We start from the raw sequence: 24,342 nt of genomic DNA, 5'->3' as shown, positions 1-24,342 counted from the left end.
ATGTATTTGATGAAAATGTTGATTGCCTCCTTTTTTGCCTCTTTAGGCTTTGGGGTAATGTTTAATATACGGGGCAGTAAGCTGATTCTGGCAGGAATAGCCGGTTCCATCGGGGGTGTTGTTTATCATGCTTCACTTATTGTGGGATGTGGAGAATTAACTGCGATGTTTTTAGGCTCCGTTGCCTTGTCATTATACTCTGAAATATTTGCCCGTATCTGTAAGACTCCGGTTACCACCTTTATAATCTGTGCGCTGATTCCTCTGGTTCCCGGTGGCGGTATGTATCGGACAATGCTGAAAGCAATCGAAGGAGATGTCATGCAGGCGCTGACAATCGGTCTGGATACCCTTACCATCGCCGGGGTGCTTGCCCTGGGGATTCTTGTAGTATCAACGATTATGAAAGCAATTTTCAAACCGGAAAGAAGGAGTGTGAGAAAGCATGTGGAACGCTGAAAAGAAAGTAGAATTGCTGGCTCCTGCCGGCTCTATGGAAGCACTTCGTGCAGCGGTGCAGAACGGCTGTGATGCGGTATATCTGGGCGGTAGTATGTTTGGCGCAAGAGCCTTCGCAAATAATTTTGATGAAGAAGAGCTAATAGAAGCGATCGCCTATGCTCATGTATATGGCGTACGCGTATTTGTCACTGTTAATACACTGATTCGTGAGGAGGAATTTGACGACTGTGTTGCTTATGTGCAATTTCTGTATGCGCATGATGTGGATGCTGTGATTATACAGGATCTGGGACTTTTTTCCGTTTTGCATGAGCGTTTTCCGGATATGGAGCTGCATGCCTCCACTCAGATGCATATCCATAATCCACAGGGGATTCGCTTCATGGAAGCCTGCGGTGCTAGTCGAGTCGTAGTACCAAGAGAAACATCGGTAGAGGAAATACGGGAATATGCGGAACTTGGTGTTGATCTGGAGGTGTTTGTGCAGGGGGCATTGTGCGTATCCTACAGCGGACAGTGCCTGATGAGTGCTTTGACACTGCATCGAAGTGGAAATCGTGGAGAATGTGCGCAAAACTGCCGGATGCGGTATCAGCTGGAACAACAGGATGGAAAGGAAACTAAGCTTTTCAACGGTAAGGGAGAATATCTATTAAGTCCAAAAGATATGAATACTTTGCAGAGGGTGCCGGAGCTGATTGAAGCAGGTATTGCATCCTTTAAAATAGAAGGCCGCATGAAGCGTCCGGAATACGTGGCGCTGATGGTGTCATTGTACCGCAAGGCTATTGACGCATATTACGAGGGGCAAGCGTTTTCCTATGATGAGGCAGTGGAGCTTCAAATGAAGAAAATCTTCAATCGTGAGTTTACACAGGGACATCTGTTTCATAATTACGGGCCACAGCTGATGAATCCCATACGCCCCAACCATATCGGTGTTGAAATCGGTACGGTTGTGAAGGTGAGCAGAGATAAAATAGGAATCCGCCTAAGCAGAGCGCTTCATCAGGGAGATGGTATCCGTATCTTACAGGATGGCAGGGATATCGGATTCAAAGTGAACTTTCTATATAAAAACGGTCTGCTTGTGAATCACGCAGATGCACAGGATATTGTAGAGCTGGATAAGACGGAGGAGATATCCAAGGGTAGTAAAGTACTGAAAACAAGTGATACGCAGCAGCTGCGGGAATTGCAGAAAAGCTATGAAGGCTTCGTGCGTAAGCTTGAAATTTATGGTCAATTTACGATGCAGATTGGCAAGCCGGCGATTTTGGAAATCATGGATCTGGAGGGAAGAACCGTCTGTGTAAGAAGTGAGTCAGCTTGTGAAGCAGCCAGGAAGACGCCGCTGCAGGAGGAACGCATCAATGCACAGCTGAAAAAAAGCGGAGATACACCGTTTGTATTTGCACACATTTCCTATCATTTGGATGCCCAGGGAATCCTGCCAATCAAAGAAATCAATCAGATGCGGCGTATGGCACTTTCACGTATGGAGGAGGAACGGAAAATCTGGCATAAAGACCGCCGTATTGAAATGAAGCCTAATGTGATGCTAAAGGAAAAGGCAGAGCTTCCCGCACTCTGTGCTATCGTACATACCGAAGAACAGCTGAATGCCTGTCTGGATGAAGGAATTGAAATGGTATTTGTGGAAAGCAACAAATTGTATGAAGCGTATGCAGATAGAGAACACGTATTTCTACGTACGCCAAGAGTCATGAAGGGCGTATATTCCTCATCCCTTTCCATGATACAGGAAACCGGGGGATTAAGCTGTAAGCAGGACTTTGTATGTGATACCTCTTTGAATATGATCAATTCTCATACCGCTGCATTTCTGTTCGCACATGGTGCTGCGGGAGTTACGTTTTCTCTGGAGAGCAGCTTCCAGGATTGCATAAAAATTAAAGAATGCTTTCGCAGTCAATATGGAATTGATGCCCCCTTCCTTTATACCGTATACAGCAGAGATGAGCTGATGCTGAGCGAATATTGTCCCATTAACGCTGTTGTATGTAACAGCACAACACGTCACTGCGGCGCGTGCAGGGGAAGTGCAAGCTATGCGCTTGTCGATATGAAGAAGCACCGCTATCCGATTTTATGTGATGATGACTGCCGCACTCATATTCTGCATTATGAAATACGCAACCGCATAGACGAAATACAGGAAGCGAAGAAGCAGGGAATAAGGCATTTCCTATGCACCTTCACGGTGGAGGATTCCCATACCTGTCATGATATTTTAAAGGCCTGCAGGAAGCAGCTGCAGCATGCATAGGGAATATCATTATTTAAGCTCTTGTATGATGTATGTGCTGAGGGAGGATTTGTATGATTGATATAAAAAAGGCAAGGCAGCAGTTTCAGGACTATGTTGGAGCATACGATATCCGTGATGAGCGTATCGCATTGAAAATTGTACATTCCTATAAGGTTGCCGAGATTGCTAAGGAGCTGGCAGTGCATCAGAGCTGTTCACAGGAAGATGTGGAGCTGGCGGAGTTGATTGGACTGCTGCATGATATTGGCAGATTTGAACAGCTGAAGCAGTATGGTACATTTCTTGATGCTAAAAGCGTAGACCATGCTGCTCTTGGTGTGCGTATTTTACAGAAACAAAAGCTGCTGCCGCTGTTCTGTGATGATTCCAGACAAAGGACGCTCATTCTGCATGCGATTTCATATCATAACAAATACGAGCTGCCAAAGGGATTAAGTGAGCAGGAGACACTGCAGGCCGCTATACTGCGTGATGCAGATAAAACGGATATTTTTCGTGTCAATCTGATGGAAAAGGAAGAAAACGTCTATCTATGCAGAAAAGAGCAGCTGTTGCAGGAACATATCACATCAGAGGTGCTTCAGGACTTTATGAGCTGTCGCCCTGTTTCATCGGCAAAACGAAGGACACATGTCGATATTCTGCTTTCACATATGGCATTTGTTTTTGATTACCATACTGTATATGGCTTATCAATCGTTTTAAAGAACCGTTATATCGAGCAAATGGCAGATCGGTATCAGTTTTGTGATTCACAAACACACCGTGCTGTTCAAGCGGCCAGAAATCATGCGTTACACTATATGCAGGATAGGATAAACAGGGAATCTTAATGTTTTCCATAAGCATCGTGATTTACAAATGAAATGAAACAGGCATCTGAAGCTTATGCTCTTTGGATGCTGTTTTTATGTTGCCATACCACTCCTGAAAAATAAAGTGATGTATATACAAAACAAAGATACTTATTATAAATGTAGTAGCTTGAAGCCTGCAGATCATAAAGGAAACATAATAGAAAGCATACATATGCTGCATATCCGTAAGCTCTGATACATGCAGTCTGTAAACAATTTAGAAAAGTTTAAGAATTAGGTATCCTATATGATAAGAAATCGCAGGCATAATGGATAATGTAAAGAAGGGGAATGATGACAAGAAAAAATATTTCATTTTTGAGAGTAAGGCAGCAGGAATATTTGACGAACGCAGAAAAAGAAAACAGCTGCTGCACCTTGTATCTGATGGTAAGCGCCAAAGAATATCATGATCGTTGTTTTAGCTGGTATTGGTAATACTGCTTGCAAAAAAGAAAGGAGGAAACGGCTTTATGTTAGAATTTATTATCTGTACCTTTTGCGCAGTCACAACCTTTCTGGGGTTTCTACTGCATAACATGGAAGAATCGTCTGGAATATAGTACAATAACACATAGTAAGAGGGAGTGAACGCTATGGATCATACAATACTCGTTGTAGAAGACGAAAAGGGAATACGGGAAGCAATACAGATTTATTTGAAAAATCAGGGATATCATGTGTTTCTGGCAGAAAATGGACAAGAGGGCTTGGAAATTGCGAACAGAGAAACGATTCATTTAGCTGTTGTGGATATCATGATGCCGGTGATGGATGGCATCACGATGACGATGGAAATACGAAAAAAATACGATTTTCCTATCATATTTCTGAGTGCAAAATCCGAGGATATCGATAAAATAACAGGTTTGAATATCGGAGCGGATGATTATATCACAAAGCCGTTTGGCTCTATGGAGCTACTGGCCCGTGTCCGCAGTCAGCTGCGCCGCTATGAACAGATTTTACTGCTGAAGGAGCATGCGTCCTCCACGCTCAAGAGTGAAGAGGAAATTTATTGTATAGATGCTCTAACATTGAACAGTACGACAAAGGAGGTCCTTGTGGATGATGTGCCGGTGAAGCTGCGTCCAAAGGAATTTATGATTCTGGAGCTGCTGATGAAGCATCCCGGACGGGTATTCTCTGCTCAGCAGATTTATGAGGCGGTTTGGAATGAAGAGGCAATCAATACAGAAACCGTTATGGTGCATATCCGTAAGCTGAGAGAAAAAATCGAGCTGGATCCCAAGCATCCGCGGTATCTAAAGGTAGTTTGGGGAATCGGCTATAAAATAGAAAAATAAAGCAGGTGGTTCTATGAAGAAAAAAAATATATTTCTCACATCGTTCATTGCATTGCTTACCGTAATGAGCTTCGCAATTTGTTCTGTTTACAGAAATGACCAGATTCAGGAGCTTGGCCGTTCCGGGAAACAGGCTGTTACGTGGTATCTGGAAAATCAAATACAGGAAACAGTGCGTGGAATGGCGCAGTCAGTGCGTCCGAATGACGAAATCGTGAAATTTGATTCCGGGCTTCCGGATTATATGAAAAGTATGATTACCAACGATTTGAAGGAGAACTTTGCGAAAAGCTATCTGGAGTTGAAGAAGGATAACAATTTTCAATATTATATCAAGGATTTAAAAAGCGGAAAAGAGTATGGAGATAAACGTCTGAGAGACATGTCACAGGAGGAGCTTCGTACAAGCAGTCTGTTGTATGGTTTGATTGAGTATGATAAGGAAGGGAATCCAAAAATATTTGGTGATTTCGATGATTTGGATTTCCAGACGCAATCGCTGACACAATATCTGCATTATTTTGATGTAACACAGGAAAAGGGGAACATCGTCACATATCAGGTGAATGATGAAAAATTTACGCAGTCTCAGGTGGTTATTCAGAATCCCAGACAAATGAAGATTATGTTCCGTATACCGGAGAAGGTTGTTAAGGATCAGGGAGTCATTGCACGTACGGTTTATGACTGGACAAATTATACACAGTTTTCCGTTATTGCGGCGTTGATTGGAACCTTGCTGTTGATTCTGTACCTGCTGTTTTATCCGATTTCGATTGTCGAGGAAGTGAATCCGTTTTTAACCTTTAAAAAAGTGAAATTCGGAATTCTGTTTATCCTTCTGGCAACCGGTATCACCATGGGAACAGCTGGTGTTCTGGCATTAAGCGGAGCAACGATCAGTGGTACTTTGCTGAGTGTATTGAACGAGTATCACATCATGATGCCGCAGCAGCTGCTGTTTTTGGCAAATCTTGTTTGCTGGATGCTGTTCTTCCTAATGGTCAGTATCGCTCTGTTTGAGATAAAGTATATCTTTGTTAAGGGCTTCTGGAGATTCCTCAGGGAGGATACGCTGGTAGGAAGCATGGTTAGCGGTATTCATCGCCATATCGACAGCTTAGCGGATATTGATTTGAAGGATGATGCAACGCGATGCCTGTTGAAGTTTATGCTGCTGCAGATTGCCATCATGATGGTACTGTGTCTGTTCTGGTGGTTTGGAATGTTTCTGGCTATTCTTTATGGATTTGCTCTCTTTATGTGGCTGAAGCAGAAATTGAACAGCATACAAAGCGATTACGAAATCCTGTTGAAGCAGTCACAGGAGCTGAAGGAAGGAAATTTTCAGACAGAGCTGCCTGCGGATGTGGGGATATTTAATGCCTTGAAGGATGAGTTTTCTGAAATCCGTACAGGCTTTGAGAAAGCAGTACAGGAGGAAACCAAGTCTCAGAATATGAAAACGGAATTGATCAGTAATGTATCTCATGATTTGAAAACACCGCTGACTGGTATCCGCAACTATGTGGAGCTTCTGCAGCAGGAGGGCATCAGCGAAGAACAGCGAAAGGAATATGTCAGTATGCTGGATCAGTATGCAAGGCGTCTGCATATCCTGATGGAGGATCTGTTTGAGGTTAGTAAGGCAAACAGCGGGAATATTCAGCTGGATATGGTAGAATTGGATATCATTGCACTTGTGGAGCAGGTTCAGGCAGAGTGCAGTGAGCTGTTGCAGGAGCGGCAGTTAGAGGTTGTATGGAACCGTCATGATTTGAAGCAGGTAAGTGTTATGCTGGATGGAAATAAGGCTTTTCGTATATTTGAAAATCTGTTTATCAATATTCATCATTATGCATTGGCGCATACCCGTGTCTATATCGATATCCGGCAGGTAAAGGATCAGGTGCGCATTGAATGTAAAAACATTTCGAGGGAACCGCTGAATTTTGATGCGGATGATATCGTTGACCGCTTCGTTCGGGGAGATAAATCTCGGCATGATGGCGGCAGCGGGCTTGGACTGGCAATCGCCAAGAGCTTTACAGAGGCGATGAAGGGAAGCTTCCGTATTGAAACAGACGGGGACTTGTTTAAGGCGATTGTTGAATTTCCGCTGATAAATGATTGAACATTCGTCACAGTAGGAAGAAAAAATGCTCTCTAAATTAACGTAGAGTTTTAAGATGATTGAGATAGGTTCTAAAGTATTTTAGGATTTCAAAAAGGCAGTGAAAATGTCAGAGTATGAATTTGCACTGCCTTTTAAATATCAAATAACATCTTATGAGAAAGACTATTTTTTGTATTTCCCTTGTTTGTGCCCCTTCGTTTTTATGGTATATCACAACCAGCTATATTGAGAATAGCATCTTTATTCATATGGTACATACAACTATTTCTGAATCTGGCAAAATTAACATATCCAGTACCTGTTCTCTTAATCAATTTAACAATAGAATTTCTTGATTCCATTATGCCATTGGATAGACGTCTGCCATCAACCACTATAAAAGAATGATTGATTTCGTCATGTCAATTATTCAACATATGGAGGGTTTCAACCATTTTAGGTATTTTGCAATCCTTTACCTATTCATGAAATCAGAAAATTTATCATCTGCATTCTTGTGATCACTGGTCATGTTAAAAATTGCATAGGAATCTTTTAACAAATACGCCTCCTTAAGTTCGCCTGATATATCTAAGATCAGCTCAAGCAGCTGGAAACAATTGATATATCTGCGCAATTGCTTATTAAATTTACGCTTATTTTCTCTTACTTCACCAGCGAATACCACCCTATGGAAGTTTTAAAGTAAATAATAATCAATTGAATTGGTCTTTCTCCCTTTCATGAAGCGAATTCTTACCTTGTCTAAAATGGAATTGATATTTTTCATTACATGAAATGAATAAACAGGGATAGATGTATTTTTGAATTTTATATGGAAACATCACGATAAAATACCATACATGTCCATAATGATATACCTTATACTGTTCCTCTCTCGAACAGGAATTCTTATCAAAATAATTCAAAAGAGAATATTTTTATCTATTAGGCAGCATATCAACTAATTCATGAGCATTAAAGTTAAGAAGAATACAGAAATACTTACTGTGGTTATCCTTCAGTGCATAAACCCATAAATATAGATGATTTTAGATACAGGGCTTTTGGGTACCCATATATACAAATTAAATATCTATTGTACTTTTTGGGTGATATGAAAATATGTCAGGCAAAACTGGAGAAAGTTGCATTAGATTCCTTAAGCTCCTGTAAAGTATTGATAAAAGTTAAATTACTTAAAGAATGGCCAGGAGGAATATAAGGATTATCCTCATAAAAATTTTTCCACACTGGTTATAGAAAAGACGTTTTGCATGGTACTCGATCACATAAGATAGAGTGCTTGATTCGTTTGGTTTTATATTTTTACGTGTGATGTAGGTGTATCACAAATTGGGCAATTACAGGGTAATGGATTTAAGGTATGCAGGATGATGAGTATGACATTTTCAATTCGTGAGGATGCATCTTAAATTGATTCTTGAGGAAGATTGAGTAAATTTATTATAATGTCCGGTTGAAGGATATCGCTGCCAACTGGCATTGGCATGTCACACCTAGGGTGTAAATCACAAAAAGCGTAGTTGCCAGCGAACTCGTGGCCTAACGAACATGAAGTCCGACTCAACAGATCAGACGGTTGATATAAGGCGGTGTTGACGGATGAGGTGACGAAAAACACTAAAGTCTAAATTGGCAATTGGAACTCAATAGCATATTTCAGATAGGTAAACAAGGAAAGGTATGTGAACTATCCCATCATATGAAAAAATGAGCAAAGCAAAGAGACACGTGTGTGCCTAAAAAGGAATACATAGTGTGGATGGTGTCTCCATGGATTAAGTAGATGAAGATATCAAAGAGCTTTAACAACCTATCAAATGATAAATCCTAAACTTATAAGCACACACTGACAAGGAGAATATATATTAAAGCAGAATGGAGAAATGCATAACCTAAACATACCTACAGTAATGGATAAAATCATTTTACAAGCTATCGTGCAGGTGCTTACATCAATCTATAAACTTTATTTCTTACTGTATAATTATGGGGTTAGGTACAATAGAAGTCGTAAAAGGCAATTCTTAAAATGGTAGAATATTTAAAATAATGAGTTTATTTGGATGTCCAACATCGACTTGGAAAAATTATTTGATAGAGCACCGCATGATATGTTGATGAGGCAGTAGGACTTAGTAATATTATCATGTCAGAACATAGACGCTCTGTTATTTTAAATGTAAGTCTCACTCTCTGCCAGATAACTGGTCTTAATTGTCAGATTTTTGAAGTATTTGTAGACTATCTACTGACTGTACTCAGCTCAAATAATGAGGAATCAACTATGAATTGAGACTAATGTAAGAAACCATACAAATATTCAAACATACCAAGAATTTAGATACCTTTCCAAGGATACCAACAGCAACAGTAATTCCTTTTTTTAATCGTAAGTTCTAATAATATTCTTAATGACCTGTAAAATGAGAAAATCAAAAAGAGGTATTATGCGTGGCTAATTTTATCACAAGAGAAGTTTCAGCGCATAATAGCAATTTCTCAATACCATCTATGAAGAATGTAAAAATGATGACGAGATGTTGATTGCGTTCGGTGATATCGAAAAATGATTTAAATGTGAAAAATGCGGCTTTGTGGGAATGACAGGAAGAAGTCGTTGATATAAAGATGAAAAGATGCTCATAATCAGTGTAACAATCGATATGATATTGAAAAAATAAAGCAAATTTGTATTTTATGAAATTCATCATAGCTCGCTATTCTTTTCTTTGATCATCTTACTTGCTGTATTTTCTTTTACATCCCTATATTCATAATGAATATAATCAAACAGATAACTAATGTTGTTTTTATTCGTACTTGCGTATATAATAGCAATTATAATAAGGAGGCCTTTATGGATTATATTTCAGTTAAAGACGCTGCTATTAAATTTAATATTTCAGAAAGAAGAATACAAAAACTTTGTGAGACCAATAGAATAGCTGGATGTGAAAGAGTGAGCGGTGTATGGATAATACCTTCAGATGCAGTAAAACCTATGGATGATAGAATTACATTTATTCCTGACGCATCTGATTATTTGTCACTCAAAGATGTTTGTGAGGAGCTTTCTATTTCTATGGCAACTGGACGAAATTGGATTAAGCTGGGAAAACTGATCCCTGAAAATAGTGTGGCTAAAAAAACATACTTTGCAAAAGAATACATATCAAAGTTAAAGACAGAATTACAGTCAGGGAAAAATTTTGCATTAAAGAGCAGGCGTAATAAAAAATTTGTATCTGGAAATGCCTTATATAATTCTTATGTATCGGAAAATTGTATAAATATAACTGTTTTACAAAAGCTATTAGCTTTAGTTTCAGAAAATGAAATTGAGCTTACTGAAAGTGTAATACAATACATAGTTGCAGATTGCGCCTTACATCTATTCGGAAATAAAAATAATTTTGAATGGAATAATCAAAATTATTTACTTTTGAAATTTTTAAGACAAGAAATTTCTATTGGAATTCATGATTCACTTATTCTAGACCTAATAGATAATAATAAGACTGCTATATTATTTTGTGAGCAAAATAGTTTTTTGTTCGAGATGATTTATGAATATGAATTTCAAGAGGATATTCTCGGTCTTATCTATATTTCATGTAAAAATATAGGCAATAGAAAAGCTACCGGCTCATATTACACCTCAAATAAGGTTGTCAAACAACTGATAAGCAAATTTGATTTCCAAGAAAACGAACGAATTCTTGATCCATGCTGTGGGACTGGAAATTTCTTGCTACAACTTCCAGATACAGTATCATTTGATAATATCTATGGAAACGATATTGATGCCATTAGCGTAAGGATTACAAAACTAAATATGGCATTAAAATTTGAAGCAAATATTGAAGCTATAAACAAACATATCACCAAACTTGATTACCTTACAGAGTTTGAAATTAGTAATAACTACCATTACATTATCGGTAATCCACCATGGGGATACGACTACTCTGAAGATAAAAAGTCGATATTAAAAACCATATTTAAATCTACTTCGGGTAAAAATTTAGAATCCTATGATCTATTTATAGAGCAGGGCATTAAAAATCTTGCTGTTGGAGGACACCTTGCATTTGTATTACCTGAAGCATTATTAAATGTTAAGGCTCATACAGATATTAGAAGTATAATACTAAATCAATGTTCTATTCGTAAATTAGATTTTTTAGGGAATGCCTTTTATGGAGTGCAATGTCCATGCATTATAATGGATTTACAATATCAAAATATGCCACTAACTACTATTGGAATGATTGTTAGTAACAAAAATTTAACATTTACAATCAAAACGGAGAGAACAATTACTCCAGACTATTTTAGATTTATAGCTTCAGATGAAGAATATGAAATTCTTCAGAAAGTGCGTGATGTGAATTCTGTTTGTTATTTAAAAGACAATTCAGATTTTGCGCTTGGAATTGTAACTGGTAATAATAAAAAATATATTTCTGAAATTAAAACAAATGAGAATGAAATGATTTTGAAAGGTGCAGATATAAGTAAATATCATATCAATAAAACATCAAATTATATTGTTTTCAAACCAGAAAATTTTCAGCAAATTGCACCTATCGAAATGTACCGTGCTCCAGAAAAATTACTATATCGTTTTATTAGTAACCAACTTGTATTTGCATATGATAACCTACAAACACTTTCCTTAAATAGCTGTAACATAGTCATTCCAAGATTTGCTCAAATAAAAATGAAATATGTTCTAGCCATTCTTAATTCAAGAGTAGCCCAGTTTATTTTCAAAAAGGAATTCAACTCAGTTAAAGTACTCCGTTCTCATATCGAAAGTATACCCATTCCTTTTGTTGATGAGCAAACACAGGATAAAATAATCGCTGTAACGGATTTACTCATTGGCGGCTTAAGCAGCGAACAACTATATGCTAAATATGATGAGCTCGATTTACTTATATGTGAATTATTTCAATTAACAGCTAGAGACCAGAGAGTTATTAGGCAAGCTGTAGATGGAGACAATAAATTTCTCGAATAAACATATGAAACAAAATCAACTATCATTGCAATATGTTATTAAAACCTTTTCTCTTTACAGCATTCATAACTTCATTTTCAGCAACGCAAAATGGAGCAAGTTCCTCCTCTGTCATAAACACCTGTCCTTCAAATACTTCTGCTCCTGCTATACCTGTATTTTCGTTTCTATGTTGAGGGCCCAGTTTTCCTGTTTGTAGTAGTTCTTTATCAGTTAATACCCAATAAATTAAATCATCTCTGCACACACCAATCCATATAAATACATCGCAACAAGAAAGTTTCAACTGCTGGTAATGATATTTGAATGAGCTCTTTTTTGCTTCAGAGTGTAGATATGCTCTGCTTGCAAGGCTACCTCTTGTACTTGTGTTGTTCGCACGACACGCTTTTACCTCTATGCGAATTCCGTCTAGCCATAAATCAAATTCTCCATCAAATCTGGGATACATTGAAGAAATGTTTTCTTTCGTGGCTTTTTTTAATGCTGGAAAAAGATTCAAAATATGTTTTTCTCCCCAAGTTTCTCCAAATGTACGCGGAGCCATATCAAATAGATCCAGATACTGGTTTCGCTTTGTATATGCATTTTGCAATTCTATATATTTATCATAACTAATAGTTCTCATAGATATTAAATATGCTAATATACGTCCCTCGATACTAAACGGGAAAACAGCTTTCTCATTTTTCAATGCTTCTATTATTCTTTCGTCTGCATCAGTTTGAGATAATAACATATCTAATTCATGCTGTAATTGTTTCATATTACCAATTCTCCTCTTGAAGTATCCTATATAATTCCGTATAACTTAATATCTGATCTAAAAAACACTTTCTATGTAATTGAATATTTCTTCTGTTTAAGTGAAACTGTCCTTCGCCAACATTTCCACGATGTTGTTTATTTGAGTAGTTTTCAAAATTCAACACTTCAGAACGTGTAACTTTATATATTTCTATTCGATCTGAAAAGAATAATCCGTAATATAAAATGTCAAACTCCTTTCCTTTAATTTGTTGTATATTTGAATCAAAGTCATAAATGTCAGCTTCATGTGAAGAAATAGCTCTTGTCTTATAGTCTGCATTCATGACTTGCCGCAATACGTTACGATCATTGATAGCCTCTTCATTTTTCTTTAATGCGGTAGAAAATTTTATCTCCACGCGGTCATTCGTATTCATATCTCTTTTATCGAATGCTAATGTCCCAGAATCATCCATTCCATATAATTTTTTAATCATGATTTCTGCTACTGTACCAAATCTACGAGTTCTTAAATCAAAAATTCCATTTTTAAATTGCTGAATTTCATAACTATAATCATCCATTTAAATTTTTCTTCCTTTCTTCCAATTCTTCCATTGCAGTAAATAACTCACTTAGTGAAAGATTGAAACCATTTGCGATTTTAGAAATGTTTTGTAAAGAAATATTTCTTTTTCCGGCCTCTACGGAAGCATAATATGTTCTATCCATTCCAATAGAGAGTGCAAATTTTTCCTGACTCAAACCTATACCCTCTCGAATCAGTTTTATTGTTTTTCCAAAATCCATTTGAATCATTTAGGCACCTCCTTTATTATTTATAATTCTACCGATTCTATGTCTATGAAACAACGGATTATAAGTAACATCCATAATACAAAAAAACTACACAAGATTATGGTTCTTACTCGGTTATGGGTAAAATGGCTATCTAAACAGCACGCGAATTGTGCTGTTTTCTTTTGTTTATATATTTCTTATATTTGGGTATTATGGTATAATATTGGTAAGGATGGTACTGAATATGAAATATAATAAGCTTGATCTAAATGAAAAACTGTTTGGCGATGATTTCATCGTTTATGATTGGAAAGAAGACGATAAGAAAATCGAAATTTATGTGAAAGCTACCGCACATAAAGATATATGTCCTGTTTGTGGATTTCCTGTCAGCGACCTACATAATACATATCACAGAAGAATACAGACTTATCCCATCAGAAGTAAATGTACTTATCTGGATGTCATTGCTTATAAGTATGACTGTACAAATGATGAATGCGACAGAAAGGTGATCATGCAGAATTTACCTTTTGTTACTCCTTCCCAGAGAAGAACAGATGAATTGAATTGCCTCATACTTGCTGTCTCTATGTTTTTAAGTAACGAAGGTGCGAGTAAAGTATTGAAGCTTTTAGGCGTCGTAATTAGTAATGATTCAATCAAAAGACTATTGGACAAAATTCTTATTGAAGACAATCCTTCAGTTGAACAAATAGGAATTGATGATGTAGCTATCAGAAAAGGACAAACCTACTCAACAGCAATTTATGATATGGAAGATCATCATTTGATAGCACTTCTTGATGGAAGAGATAAGAACATTGTGAAGGAGTGGCTTAAGAACCATAAGAAAATAAAAATCGCTACACGAGATAGAGCGAGCGCCTATGCTTCTGCACTTAACGAGGTAATTCCTGAATGTATACAGATAGCTGATCGCTTTCATCTTCTTCAGAACTTGATTGATAGAATGAAGGATATATTTAAGCAGGAACTACCAGAAATGATTTTTATAAGAGATTCTCAAATAATGGATGAAGAACCAAAAAAAGCAGACGTTTTAAAGATTGATTTAGATTATGACGGATTAAATGAGCTTCATTATGATAATAGTGAACCAGCTGATGAAAATGGAATTATCATAAAATTTGATAAAAGTTTCTCAGATAAAAGTAATAAGCAGCACAAAGAAAACGCGGAAAGTCGAAAAAAAACAACAGTTGATAAGGAAAATACAACAGCGATGGAGTGAACTTGATAATAAAAAATATAAAATAATCATGGTAGAATACAAAATATCGCAGTTGACCACCAAAAAATATATACATATGAGCGAAGAAAAAATACAATCACTGGATAATCCTACAGTATACAAACCTAAAAAGAAACCTACCAATGATTACGTCAATATCATCTATAAAATGTATGTTGCAGGAATAAAGCCAGAGGTTATATTCAGCTATATCTGTAAATCAGGCTACAATGGCTCATGGAGTGCTTTGGATGGTCATATCAGACGGATGTTGAAAAATAATTTTGGAGTGAAATTACCGATGAAATGGTATCTAAAAAGTGAGTATCCACAAGATATTACAGCCATTAAGAGAAACGAAGTTCTAAAATATATCACAACTAAAGATGAGAAAAAAACGAAGAGTGGGAAAATAGAAATAAATATAGCAGCTATTGAAACAAAATATCCAATAGTCTCAAAACTAAAAGAAATATATGATTCCTTTCATACATTACTTATGGGAGATGATCCTAATAATTTGAACGATTTTATAACAATGTATAGAGATACAAAATCAAAAGGATTTATAGAAGGCATAGAAAAAGATATTGCCCCGATCAAGAACGCAATATCCCTTCCGTACAGTTCTGGATTTGTTGAAGGAAACAACAACAAATTCAAACTCATCAAACGTATTTTATATGGTAGAAGCAATTTAGTCAATCTATTTCGTAAATGTTATGTTCCTTTTTTGATGAATAATAAATATTTTAGCTTAACCGCATTATTAAATGGTGAAAACAGCACAATTTCTCGTGCTGTTTAGATAGCCATTTTACCCATAACCGAGTAAGAACCAAGATTATGTGTAGCCTTTTCTCTGTTTTATTTTAGTTATATAGGAAGGTTTAAATGAAAATTTGATTTTCTCATATTCCTAATTGAGTCTATAAAACGTGGATCCTTTTTCTATGCAGGAGTCATTTTGAACAATCTATGCCGGATATCTTTCTGCATTTCCTCTGATTCTATATCCAGTATATTTTACCAAACTCATAATTTTGTATTCTACTGAAGCCATCATATTCTATTGAAATGCTGCCATGTAAAGTATAAGTGTAACGGATGCGATTTCCATCATTCTTATAGTATAGAAATGGGAAGCTATCTGCATCATCATAGCGCGAATTCATTCCTAAGCAGATAGTACAAGCTGCTTTTTATTCCTAAGTGAAAGCCACGGTTATTTGCTTTTCAGAATATGGGGATCAACCTTGTTATGCTCCTCATGTATGGTATGCAGCTTCTGCGTGGCAGGCCCTTTGATAATTTCTCCGGTATAGGAAAATCTGGATCCGTGACAGGGGCAGTCCCAGGTTTTTTCATCCGCATTGAATTGCAGAGTACAGCCCATATGCGGACACAGAATATCAACGATATACAATGCATCCTGTTCGTCACGGTAAACCCCATAGCGGTGATCATCCAGCTCCATGATCGTTCCTTCTCCGATACGCGGATAATCACTGCTGCTTTTTTGCAGCTTACTCTTCAAAAAGGCACTGACAACATTTAGATTCTCTTTGACGAATTGTAAAGAGAAGATATTTGAAAGCCGCTGAGGAGAAAACATCATCCGGTAAGGAGAGCCGCGATGCAACGCATAGGAGCATAGCAGCTTTCCTGCGATGCAGCTTGTGGTATTTCCCCACTTATTATAGCCGCTGGCAAACAGGACACGATCCTCGTGCTTATCCAGCTTACCTATCAATGGCAGCTGGTCAAATGTCATATAATCCTGCGAATTCCAGGCAGCGGTGATCTCCTGTACGATGAAATCTTCGCGCAGTGTATTTTCAAATTCCTGTCTGTTCATATCCGCATTATGTCCGCTTTTATAGCTGTTTCCGGCATACAGCAGCGTATCCTCACAGGTATTGTAAGACTGTACCACCGGATCAATGGACAGCATCATATCCTTTGGAAGCTCCTGCTTCACACGGGCACTGATTACACTTTCCTGATCGCAGTACATACGGGTAAAATAGAAATGGCCCTGATCGATAAAAGGAAACTGGGTGGCAAAGATAACGATATCCGCATGGACGCTCGTATTGTTGACAAGCAGCCGATACCCGTGCTCCTCCTCCTGCATATCTGTTACAGGGGAATGCTCGTAAATATCGATACCGCCCTCATTCGCGATGCTCGCAAGGGCACAGCCATACGCATACGGGTCAAAGCGTGCCTGATACTGCATACGCAATCCTGCCTCCATGGGAAATGGCGCATCCGTTTTATCGATATAGGTACACGGGATATGCAGATCCAAATAGGCCTGGTATTCCTCCTGCAGCTTTGCAGTCTGTACAGCATCACGAGTAAACAGCAGGGCATCGCAGCGTGTAAAATCACATGAGATATCATGCTCTTTGATAATTGCCTCCATGGAATTTAAGGCTTCTTCATTTGCTTCATAATACTGTCTTGCCAGAACCTTATCATAATGCTCTATTAAATCCGCATAAATCAGCCCATGCTGCATGGTAAGCTTTCCTGTATTCCTTCCGCTGGCACCAAAGCACAGCTGATCCGCCTCTAAAAGAATCGCATCCTCCTCAGCCTGTGCCAGATAATAGGCGGTACTGATTCCTGTTAATCCGCCTCCGATAATGGCAATATGTACATCCGTCTCCTTTTGCAGTGTTGGATAGTTTGTCGTTTTTGTATTCCGTTTCATCCAGAAAGATTCACTCATGTTCTTCACCTCACTTACAGACTTCCCAGAAACGTGCATTTCTTTCAAAAAAAGAAAACTCCGTTTAAAAATTTTGTCGAAGCCCGCGGTCTATCATTTCACAACTATCATATACTTGAAAGAGGAGGAACAATATGATTACCATTCAAGATATAAAAGTGAATGTTACACGCTCTGGGAACGGAGCGCCTGCTGTGGTTCTGCTGCATGGCTGGGGGCAGAATCAATATATGATGAAATTCCTGCAGGATCATCTTTGCGACAGCTTTACGGTTGTCAATCTGGATTTACCGGGATTTGGAGAAAGCGAGGAACCAAGAACGGTATGGAGTGTTGATGACTATGCTACGTTTCTGCATGAACTGTTAATGCATATTCATCTTACACGCGTGATATTTATCGCACATTCCTTCGGAGCCAGAATTGCCCTTCGCTATGCATACCGCTATCCTGTGGAAAAGATGGTACTGACAGGTGCCGCCGGTATTCAGGCAAAACGCGGACTGAGCTATCATATCCGTGTAAAAACATATAAGCTGCTCAAACGGCTGCATGCTGCCCCAGCTATGGGAAGCAGTGATTATCAGGGGGCATCGTCTGTTATGCGGGGAGTTCTCGTTGCCAGCGTTGAGGATGATCTGCGACCACTCCTAAAAGACATAGCCACGGAAACATTGCTTGTGTGGGGAGAAAGAGATACGGCTACGCCGCTTTGGATGGGCCGTGTCATGGAGGAGGAGCTGCCGGATGCCGCCCTGGTTGTTCTGCCAAAAGAGAATCATTTTGCCTACTTCCACCTCAGTATACAATTCTGCCGCATCGTGGATGCGTTTCTAAGACCATGATGCTGCTCTGTTTTCTGGCGGTGTATCTTTTTTTTCTTTATGTTCCATTGAAGCAAGCCATGCATATGTTCCAGCAGAATCGCTATAACAGGGGACGTTATCAGGCGTGGCTGCGTTCCTATATCCGGATTTCCTGGAAAACGATGGCAGCGATATTTCTAACGCTGCTGCTGAGCTATGGACTTTTCTTCCTGCAGCCGACTTCCATGCGGGAGGTACTGCTGCTTATGCTGGTCACAATTTTTGCCTATATCAGCAGTAAGCTCGAGGAAGAACGAAGCTATCGCAAGCCATTCGTGAAAACTGCAAGAATTCATCGTCTTACCGTATTCTTATACACCTTCTATACAGTGATTTTGTGTATGCTCCATACGCTGTGCTCCCCTGCTGTATGGATACTAGTCACTCCGTTTTTATATGGTTCCCCATGGCTTGTTATATTGCTCTGTGCATGGATCCTGTCTCCACTGGAAACCGCTATCCGAAATCATTATGCGAGTGATGCGCAAAGATTGCTTCAGGAGCATGGGGATTTGTCCATTATCGGCATAACCGGCAGCTATGGAAAAACAAGTGTAAAAACCATTTTGAATGAGCTATTATCCGGTGTCTATTATACGCTGATGACACCCGGCTCTTATAATAATCAGATGGGAATTACACTGACGATTCGTACAAAGCTTCAGCATCTTCATGAGGTGTTTCTATGTGAAATGGGAGCGGATCATGTAAGGGAAATACACGATCTGATGCAGTTTGTAAAACCGCGTTATGGTGTTGTGACCTCCGTTGGTCCGCAGCATCTTGCTACATTTGGTTCCATGGACAATATTCTACATGAAAAAATGCAGATGATCGAGTGTCTGCCACCGGATGGCACCGGCTTTGTTAATCGGGATAATGCCTATATACAAAGCTACACGATAAAAAACAAGTGTCATATTGTCTGGTTTGGCATGCATGAGAGTGCGGACTATCGCTGCAGTAATATCCGCTATAGTGAAGAAGGTACCTCCTTCACGGTGACAGCAGAAAACCAGGAGCACTCCTTTCATACCCGGCTTTTGGGAAAACACAATGTCGTGAATATCACCTGTGCTATCGCAGTGGCGCATACGCTTGGTATTTCCTGGGAAATTATGGCGCTTGCTGTCGAAAAGCTGCCCTATGTGGAACATCGTTTGCAGGTTCGCAAGAGCTTCTGTACCCTGCTGGATGATGCCTATAATTCCAATCCGGAGGGAGCGCGCTGTGCACTCGAGGTTATAAAGCAAATGAAGCATAAGCGTTTTATTATTACTCCCGGCTTTCTGGAGCTGGGGGAAAAGCAGGAGGAGGAGCAGTACACACTGGGGCAGGAAATCGCAGACAGCGTGGATGTTGCCTTGCTGGTCGGACGCATACAGACAAAAAGTATTGTAAAAGGACTTCAGGCACGGCAATTTCCTGCTCAGAATATCTATATATGTGACAGCTTTCAGGAGGCTTTATCTATCGTTCAAAAGCAGGCAGATCCGCAGGACTGTGTTCTTTTGGAAAACGATCTTCCGGACGCATTTAATCATTAGTACATGAACACGTTTTAGGCATTCGCATACACTGATAATGTGTAAGGAAAGGAAGAATGCTATGAAACTTAAAATTGCCGTGGCGTTCGGCGGCAGAAGTGTAGAACATGAAATCAGCGTTTTGTCAGCACAGCAGGTGATGGCAGCGATGAATGAGGAGCGTTATGAAATACTGCCGCTGTATATTGCGAAGGATGGCAGGATGTTTTGTGAGGAAGAATTGCGGGAACTGGAAACCTTTCAGCATATTGAGGAATTCATAGCAGATCATGACAGTGTTTCTTTGATACGCAGAGATGCACATACCTATCTGATTCCATCGCGCAGACGATTGTTCGCAAAGGAGCGGGAGGTTGATCTGGTTTTCCCTGTATTACATGGTACCAATGGTGAGGACGGGACCTTTCAGGGATATCTGAAAACACTTGGTGTACCTTATGTCGGCTGCAGTGTGCTGGCAGGGGCTATCGGTCAGGATAAGGTGATTATGAAGCAGGTGCTGCAGGATAGCGGATTGCGAGTGGTTCCCTGGTTTTTCTGGACATTGCATCAGCCGATGGAACAGTCTTTTTTCAAGAAAGCACAGCGACTTGGCTATCCTCTTATCATCAAACCGGCAAATTTGGGAAGCAGTGTCGGCATTGCGGTAGCGCATAATGATGTGGAGCTTCATAAAAGCATGATTGAAGCTTTTCAATATGATCATAAGGTCGTGATTGAAAAGGTGATTGAACCGCTGCGGGAAATCAATGCATCGGTATTAGGGGATGAGGATGGCTGTCGTTGCAGTACGCTGGAAGAGGTTATCAAACAGGATGAAATTCTGTCTTATCAGGATAAGTACAACGGACAGGGGAAATCCAAGGGTATGGTTAGTACGAGCCGCAAGCTGCCGGCAGAGCTGACAGAGGAACAAACAGAGGAAGTACAGCGCATGGCGATGGATACATTTCGTTCCTTGAATGCTGCCGGAGTGGTGCGGATTGATTTTCTGATGCAGCAGGACAGCGGAGAGCTGTATGTGAATGAAATCAATACGATTCCAGGCTCTCTGTCATTTTATTTGTGGGAACAGGAAGGGTTGTCATTTTCGGCTCTGCTGGATGAGCTGATTGCTCTGGCATTGCAGCGGATGCGCAGGGAGCATACGATGATTTTCAGTTATGATACAAATATTTTAAGAGATTACAAAGGCGGCGGGAAGCTTATAAAATAAAAAGACTGCGGACAATAAGGAGTTCTACTCACTTTAAGGTACAAGGAAGGAGCATGAGATATAAAGGCTTATTGAACATTGATTGTATTTCACGATTCCCTTTTACCCGAAGACGCGAAGAATCCAACAAGGCTCGCGTCTTTTCTTTTTGCACAATAAGGCTAAAAGGGCATGAACTCTAAATAGAATAATTGAGAAAGGATACTTGTATTTTTGAATTCAGATATGGTACACTGTAGGCAATTCATGTAGGAAAGGAAGGGGTTTTTCATGACAGCATATGTTCCAACCGGCAATATGATTTCTTATATCCAAAGACCCCGGCTTTTCTGTCTTTTATAAGTATTCAAAAGGCATGCCTTATTCTGTATACCCTGTGTTCATAAGACACGCATTCAAGATTGATAACCTTAACAGCATGCATCCTTCAATAACAGACCTGCAACAGCCCCGGCCATGGTGTAGGGACTGTATTCATACATGATAGGAGACAGCCCTGCTGCTTATGGAGACCTGCTTTTTATGGTGCACATTATCAAAGAGGTCTGTCTGATCATATTCCATAACTAAGACAAGCTTTATTAGAAAGGAATGTGATCATGAAGGAAAATTTAACCATAGCATCTGTAATTTCAACATACAGTAATAAGAAAGCGTATGATAATTATTGCAAGAAAATCTTATCGAATAAACAGATTCTGGCATATATTTTAAAGGGATGTGTTCCGGAATATGCAGATACAGCATTAACGCAGCTTCCGCAATATATAGAAGCCGTCTTTGAAAGGGATGCCATCACGAAGGAAAGCATCTATGGTAAAAATGTTGAGGATGAGGCAATACCGGGAGCATTGATAAAATACGACCTCCTGTTTGAAGCAGCCCTGCCGCAATCAAAGGGTGCAGTAAGGAAAAAGCCCCTGCTTGAGGAACAGAAACGATTCGCACAGGACAAGGCATGCTTGATAATCAATCTGGAAGCACAGTATAAGGATGATCCGGGATATCCTCTGGTGAGCAGGGCTTTATACTATTGCAGCAGATTGATGGCAAAGCAGAAAAACGCAGCGGATGGATTCCAGCATTCGAGATTTGGAGATATGAAAAAGGTGTATTCCATATGGATTTGTATCAATCATTCAGAGTATAAGAATGATGTCGTCAATAAGTATGATGTTCATGAAACATGTCTTATGAAGCCCTGGAATGCACCAAAGGAGCAGTATGATCTCATGACTGCCATTATGGTATATCCCGGAAAGCAGTATGATGGTGCATATGCGTCAGCACAAAACCCAGCAGACAGGAATATGAAAAAATTACTGGAGCTGTTAAACATTTTGTTTATTTCCGGTCTTCCAGCAAGGTCGAAGATAGAACTATTGGATAAAAAATATGGTATAATGATGACGAAGGAAATAGAAAGCGAGGTCATGACGATGTGTAACCTGAGTGAGGGGATAGAAGAAAGAGGGATTATGAAGGGCCTTAAGCAGGGGATGACGCAGGGCTTACAACAAGGAATCGAACAAGGAATATCACAAGGAAAAGCAGAGGAAAGGATAAATACAACTCTGCAACATGTGAAAAATCTAATGCTGGCAACGAATACCAGTGCAGAAAATGCAATGGATCTGCTTGATGTAGAAGCAGATATCCGACCGGTTATATTCGACGCTTTGAAATGCTCCTGATGCGATAAAAAATAGCTGCGAAGACTTACTATATAATAAAAAGGACTGTGAAGTGATTTGCAGTCCTTTTAAATGATATTTAAAATGGATATCTAAATTATCGTGAGGAGGAAAGGGTGCTTTTAAATCGTATGAAATTCACGAATTTTTAAATGATATAATTTCATATCCACACGATCTGTTCAGATGGCTTATGAAATGCTGTCTTCACTGTATCCTTGAGCATAACAGAATCATATTATAAGTTTTAAGAAGCCCGAATATTATTACTGTCTATTTATTTCAGAGTATTTTTCATTTCCTGCTGGTGGATGCCTGTACCATACAGCCTTACACAATCACATTCGCACACCTTGTAGGCAGCTTTCTGTTTATGTAAATAGGGGGAAAAGCCCTGGTATTCATGTTATGCAATATCATTCATAACGACCTTGCTTCGATCACTGCTTTTTCGATAAGCATTGGGAGTCATACCGCAGGCTTTTTTAAATACCTGTGAAAAATATGACTGGGAAGAAAAGCCACAGGAATCGGAAATCTGTGCAATGGAATAATTTGTAGTCTCCAGCAATTCCTTTGCCTGCTGAACACGCAGCCGGATGAGGTAATTGATAGGAGAAACCCCTTTATACTGCTTAAACGCATGTACCAGATAAAACTTATTCATATAGGTTTTTTCACTCAGCAGCTCCAGTGTGATATCTTCCTGATAATGATTGTTAATATACTGCTCAACAAAATGACATTCCTTGGTGATTTTCTGAGAGGGTGCTACTATTAGGTTTGCCTTTGTCCTGCGTACCATATTGATAATCAGTACCTCCAGAAGATTCTGGCATATGGCTTCATAATCATCATCCTGCTGTGCCATTTCCTGTACCAGGGTTTTCAGATAAAACAGGATCTCATGCTTGAACTCATAATAATTATGGACACTGTAATCCTCATACTCCATGTGATTCGTAAAGCTGGTAAACTGCAGTCCTTCGATTCCAAGAACGATATATTCCAGCGGAGATTCATCTCTGCTCATTTCTGTATGCATGACATTGGGATTTACGATAATTAAATCATCGGCCTTAACATCAAATACATCATCATTAACAAGAAAGCTTCCTTTCCCGCTGGATACATAAAACAGCTCCGTACAATGATGGGCATGCGGTGTGCTGTGCCAATCCCCTTCATAGCGGCTTGTGGAAATATAAAGAAGGTGGAAGCTCATTTTATCCAATTTGCGATTTTTCAGCTGATAGCGTTGTATGCTCATGATATCACATCCTTATATCTACTTTTATTATAATAGACACTGTACGAGAAGACAAGAATTATATTTGTTGGCAAAAAGTGAAATTAACCAATATATCTAAAAAGCAAGACTGCAG

At 39.2% G+C, this 24,342-nt stretch carries 18 protein-coding genes; 12 read left to right on the top strand and 6 right to left on the bottom strand.

The window, feature by feature from the left end:
• The 5 genes from GKZ87_15445 (at position 1) to GKZ87_15425 (ending at position 7,053) form a co-directional block, all read left to right on the top strand.
• Positions 1 to 459: a hypothetical protein gene (locus tag GKZ87_15445; protein ID QSI26778.1), complete on the top strand. Its 459-nt coding sequence runs from the start codon at positions 1 to 3 to the stop codon at positions 457 to 459.
• Positions 446 to 2,752, top strand: coding sequence for a U32 family peptidase (locus GKZ87_15440; protein ID QSI26777.1), 2,307 nt, complete (start codon positions 446 to 448; stop codon positions 2,750 to 2,752). Before GKZ87_15445 ends, GKZ87_15440 begins: the two co-directional genes overlap by 14 nt.
• A gap of 53 nt (positions 2,753 to 2,805) precedes the next feature.
• Complete coding sequence (locus tag GKZ87_15435; GenBank protein QSI26776.1) at positions 2,806 to 3,588, top strand: HD domain-containing protein; 783 nt, start codon at positions 2,806 to 2,808, stop codon at positions 3,586 to 3,588.
• A 620-nt stretch (positions 3,589 to 4,208) separates the two neighbouring features.
• Positions 4,209 to 4,919 carry a response regulator gene (locus tag GKZ87_15430; GenBank protein ID QSI26775.1) on the top strand — a complete coding sequence of 237 codons (711 nt, stop codon included), beginning with the start codon at positions 4,209 to 4,211 and terminating at the stop codon, positions 4,917 to 4,919.
• A gap of 13 nt (positions 4,920 to 4,932) precedes the next feature.
• The gene (locus GKZ87_15425; GenBank protein QSI26774.1) at positions 4,933 to 7,053 is read left to right on the top strand and encodes a sensor histidine kinase; all 2,121 of its coding nucleotides are present in this window, start codon (positions 4,933 to 4,935) and stop codon (positions 7,051 to 7,053) included.
• A 203-nt stretch (positions 7,054 to 7,256) separates the two neighbouring features.
• On the opposite strand, the gene GKZ87_15420 is transcribed toward GKZ87_15425, so the two are convergent.
• Positions 7,257 to 7,397, bottom strand: a complete 141-nt coding sequence (locus GKZ87_15420; GenBank protein QSI26773.1) for a hypothetical protein — start codon at positions 7,395 to 7,397, stop codon at positions 7,257 to 7,259.
• Positions 7,398 to 9,919: 2,522 nt separating this feature from the next.
• Here GKZ87_15420 and GKZ87_15415 point away from each other — a divergent pair.
• Complete coding sequence (locus GKZ87_15415; protein QSI26772.1) at positions 9,920 to 12,088, top strand: N-6 DNA methylase; 2,169 nt, start codon at positions 9,920 to 9,922, stop codon at positions 12,086 to 12,088.
• A gap of 22 nt (positions 12,089 to 12,110) precedes the next feature.
• Here GKZ87_15415 and GKZ87_15410 read toward each other — a convergent pair whose 3' ends face one another.
• From GKZ87_15410 to GKZ87_15400, 3 genes are read right to left on the bottom strand one after another with little or no spacing between them, the layout of a single operon-like run.
• Positions 12,111 to 12,854 carry a restriction endonuclease subunit M gene (locus GKZ87_15410; GenBank protein QSI26771.1) on the bottom strand — a complete coding sequence of 248 codons (744 nt, stop codon included), beginning with the start codon at positions 12,852 to 12,854 and terminating at the stop codon, positions 12,111 to 12,113.
• Position 12,855: 1 nt separating this feature from the next.
• Positions 12,856 to 13,422: a hypothetical protein gene (locus GKZ87_15405; protein ID QSI26770.1), complete on the bottom strand. Its 567-nt coding sequence runs from the start codon at positions 13,420 to 13,422 to the stop codon at positions 12,856 to 12,858.
• Entirely contained in the window at positions 13,415 to 13,657 is a 243-nt protein-coding gene (locus GKZ87_15400; protein ID QSI26769.1) for a helix-turn-helix domain-containing protein, read from the bottom strand. The genes GKZ87_15405 and GKZ87_15400 overlap by 8 nt, the downstream gene beginning before the upstream one ends.
• A gap of 214 nt (positions 13,658 to 13,871) precedes the next feature.
• Between GKZ87_15400 and GKZ87_15395 the strand changes: the two genes are divergently transcribed.
• Together GKZ87_15395 and GKZ87_15390 are read left to right on the top strand one after the other, a co-directional pair.
• A complete protein-coding gene (locus GKZ87_15395) occupies positions 13,872 to 14,894 on the top strand; it encodes an ISL3 family transposase (GenBank protein ID QSI26768.1) in 1,023 nt (340 codons plus the stop codon).
• A 301-nt stretch (positions 14,895 to 15,195) separates the two neighbouring features.
• Complete coding sequence (locus tag GKZ87_15390) at positions 15,196 to 15,702, top strand: hypothetical protein (protein ID QSI27986.1); 507 nt, start codon at positions 15,196 to 15,198, stop codon at positions 15,700 to 15,702.
• 417 nt (positions 15,703 to 16,119) lie between these two features.
• Here the strand turns inward: GKZ87_15390 and GKZ87_15385 are convergent, their stop codons facing one another.
• Complete coding sequence (locus GKZ87_15385; protein ID QSI26767.1) at positions 16,120 to 17,634, bottom strand: FAD-dependent oxidoreductase; 1,515 nt, start codon at positions 17,632 to 17,634, stop codon at positions 16,120 to 16,122.
• Positions 17,635 to 17,768: 134 nt separating this feature from the next.
• Between GKZ87_15385 and GKZ87_15380 the strand changes: the two genes are divergently transcribed.
• From GKZ87_15380 to GKZ87_15365, 4 genes are all read left to right on the top strand, one after another.
• Positions 17,769 to 18,479 (top strand): alpha/beta fold hydrolase, encoded by a 711-nt coding sequence (locus GKZ87_15380; protein QSI26766.1) that lies wholly within the window; start codon positions 17,769 to 17,771, stop codon positions 18,477 to 18,479.
• On the top strand, positions 18,476 to 20,047 hold the full coding sequence (locus GKZ87_15375) for a UDP-N-acetylmuramoyl-tripeptide--D-alanyl-D-alanine ligase (protein ID QSI26765.1): 1,572 nt from the start codon (positions 18,476 to 18,478) through the stop codon (positions 20,045 to 20,047). Before GKZ87_15380 ends, GKZ87_15375 begins: the two co-directional genes overlap by 4 nt.
• 61 nt (positions 20,048 to 20,108) lie before the next feature.
• Positions 20,109 to 21,263 carry a D-alanine--D-alanine ligase gene (locus tag GKZ87_15370; protein ID QSI26764.1) on the top strand — a complete coding sequence of 385 codons (1,155 nt, stop codon included), beginning with the start codon at positions 20,109 to 20,111 and terminating at the stop codon, positions 21,261 to 21,263.
• A 599-nt stretch (positions 21,264 to 21,862) separates the two neighbouring features.
• Positions 21,863 to 22,957: a hypothetical protein gene (locus tag GKZ87_15365; GenBank protein QSI26763.1), complete on the top strand. Its 1,095-nt coding sequence runs from the start codon at positions 21,863 to 21,865 to the stop codon at positions 22,955 to 22,957.
• Between the two features lie 406 nt (positions 22,958 to 23,363).
• On the opposite strand, the gene GKZ87_15360 is transcribed toward GKZ87_15365, so the two are convergent.
• The gene (locus GKZ87_15360) at positions 23,364 to 24,230 is read right to left on the bottom strand and encodes an AraC family transcriptional regulator (GenBank protein QSI26762.1); all 867 of its coding nucleotides are present in this window, start codon (positions 24,228 to 24,230) and stop codon (positions 23,364 to 23,366) included.
• Positions 24,231 to 24,342: the final 112 nt, after the last annotated feature.

Source organism: Erysipelotrichaceae bacterium 66202529 (genome assembly GCA_017161075.1).
Classification (GTDB): domain Bacteria; phylum Bacillota_I; class Bacilli_A; order Erysipelotrichales; family Erysipelotrichaceae; genus Clostridium_AQ.
The sequence above is the reverse complement of the archived record's forward strand: the minus strand, read 5'-3'. Positions and strand labels throughout refer to the sequence as shown.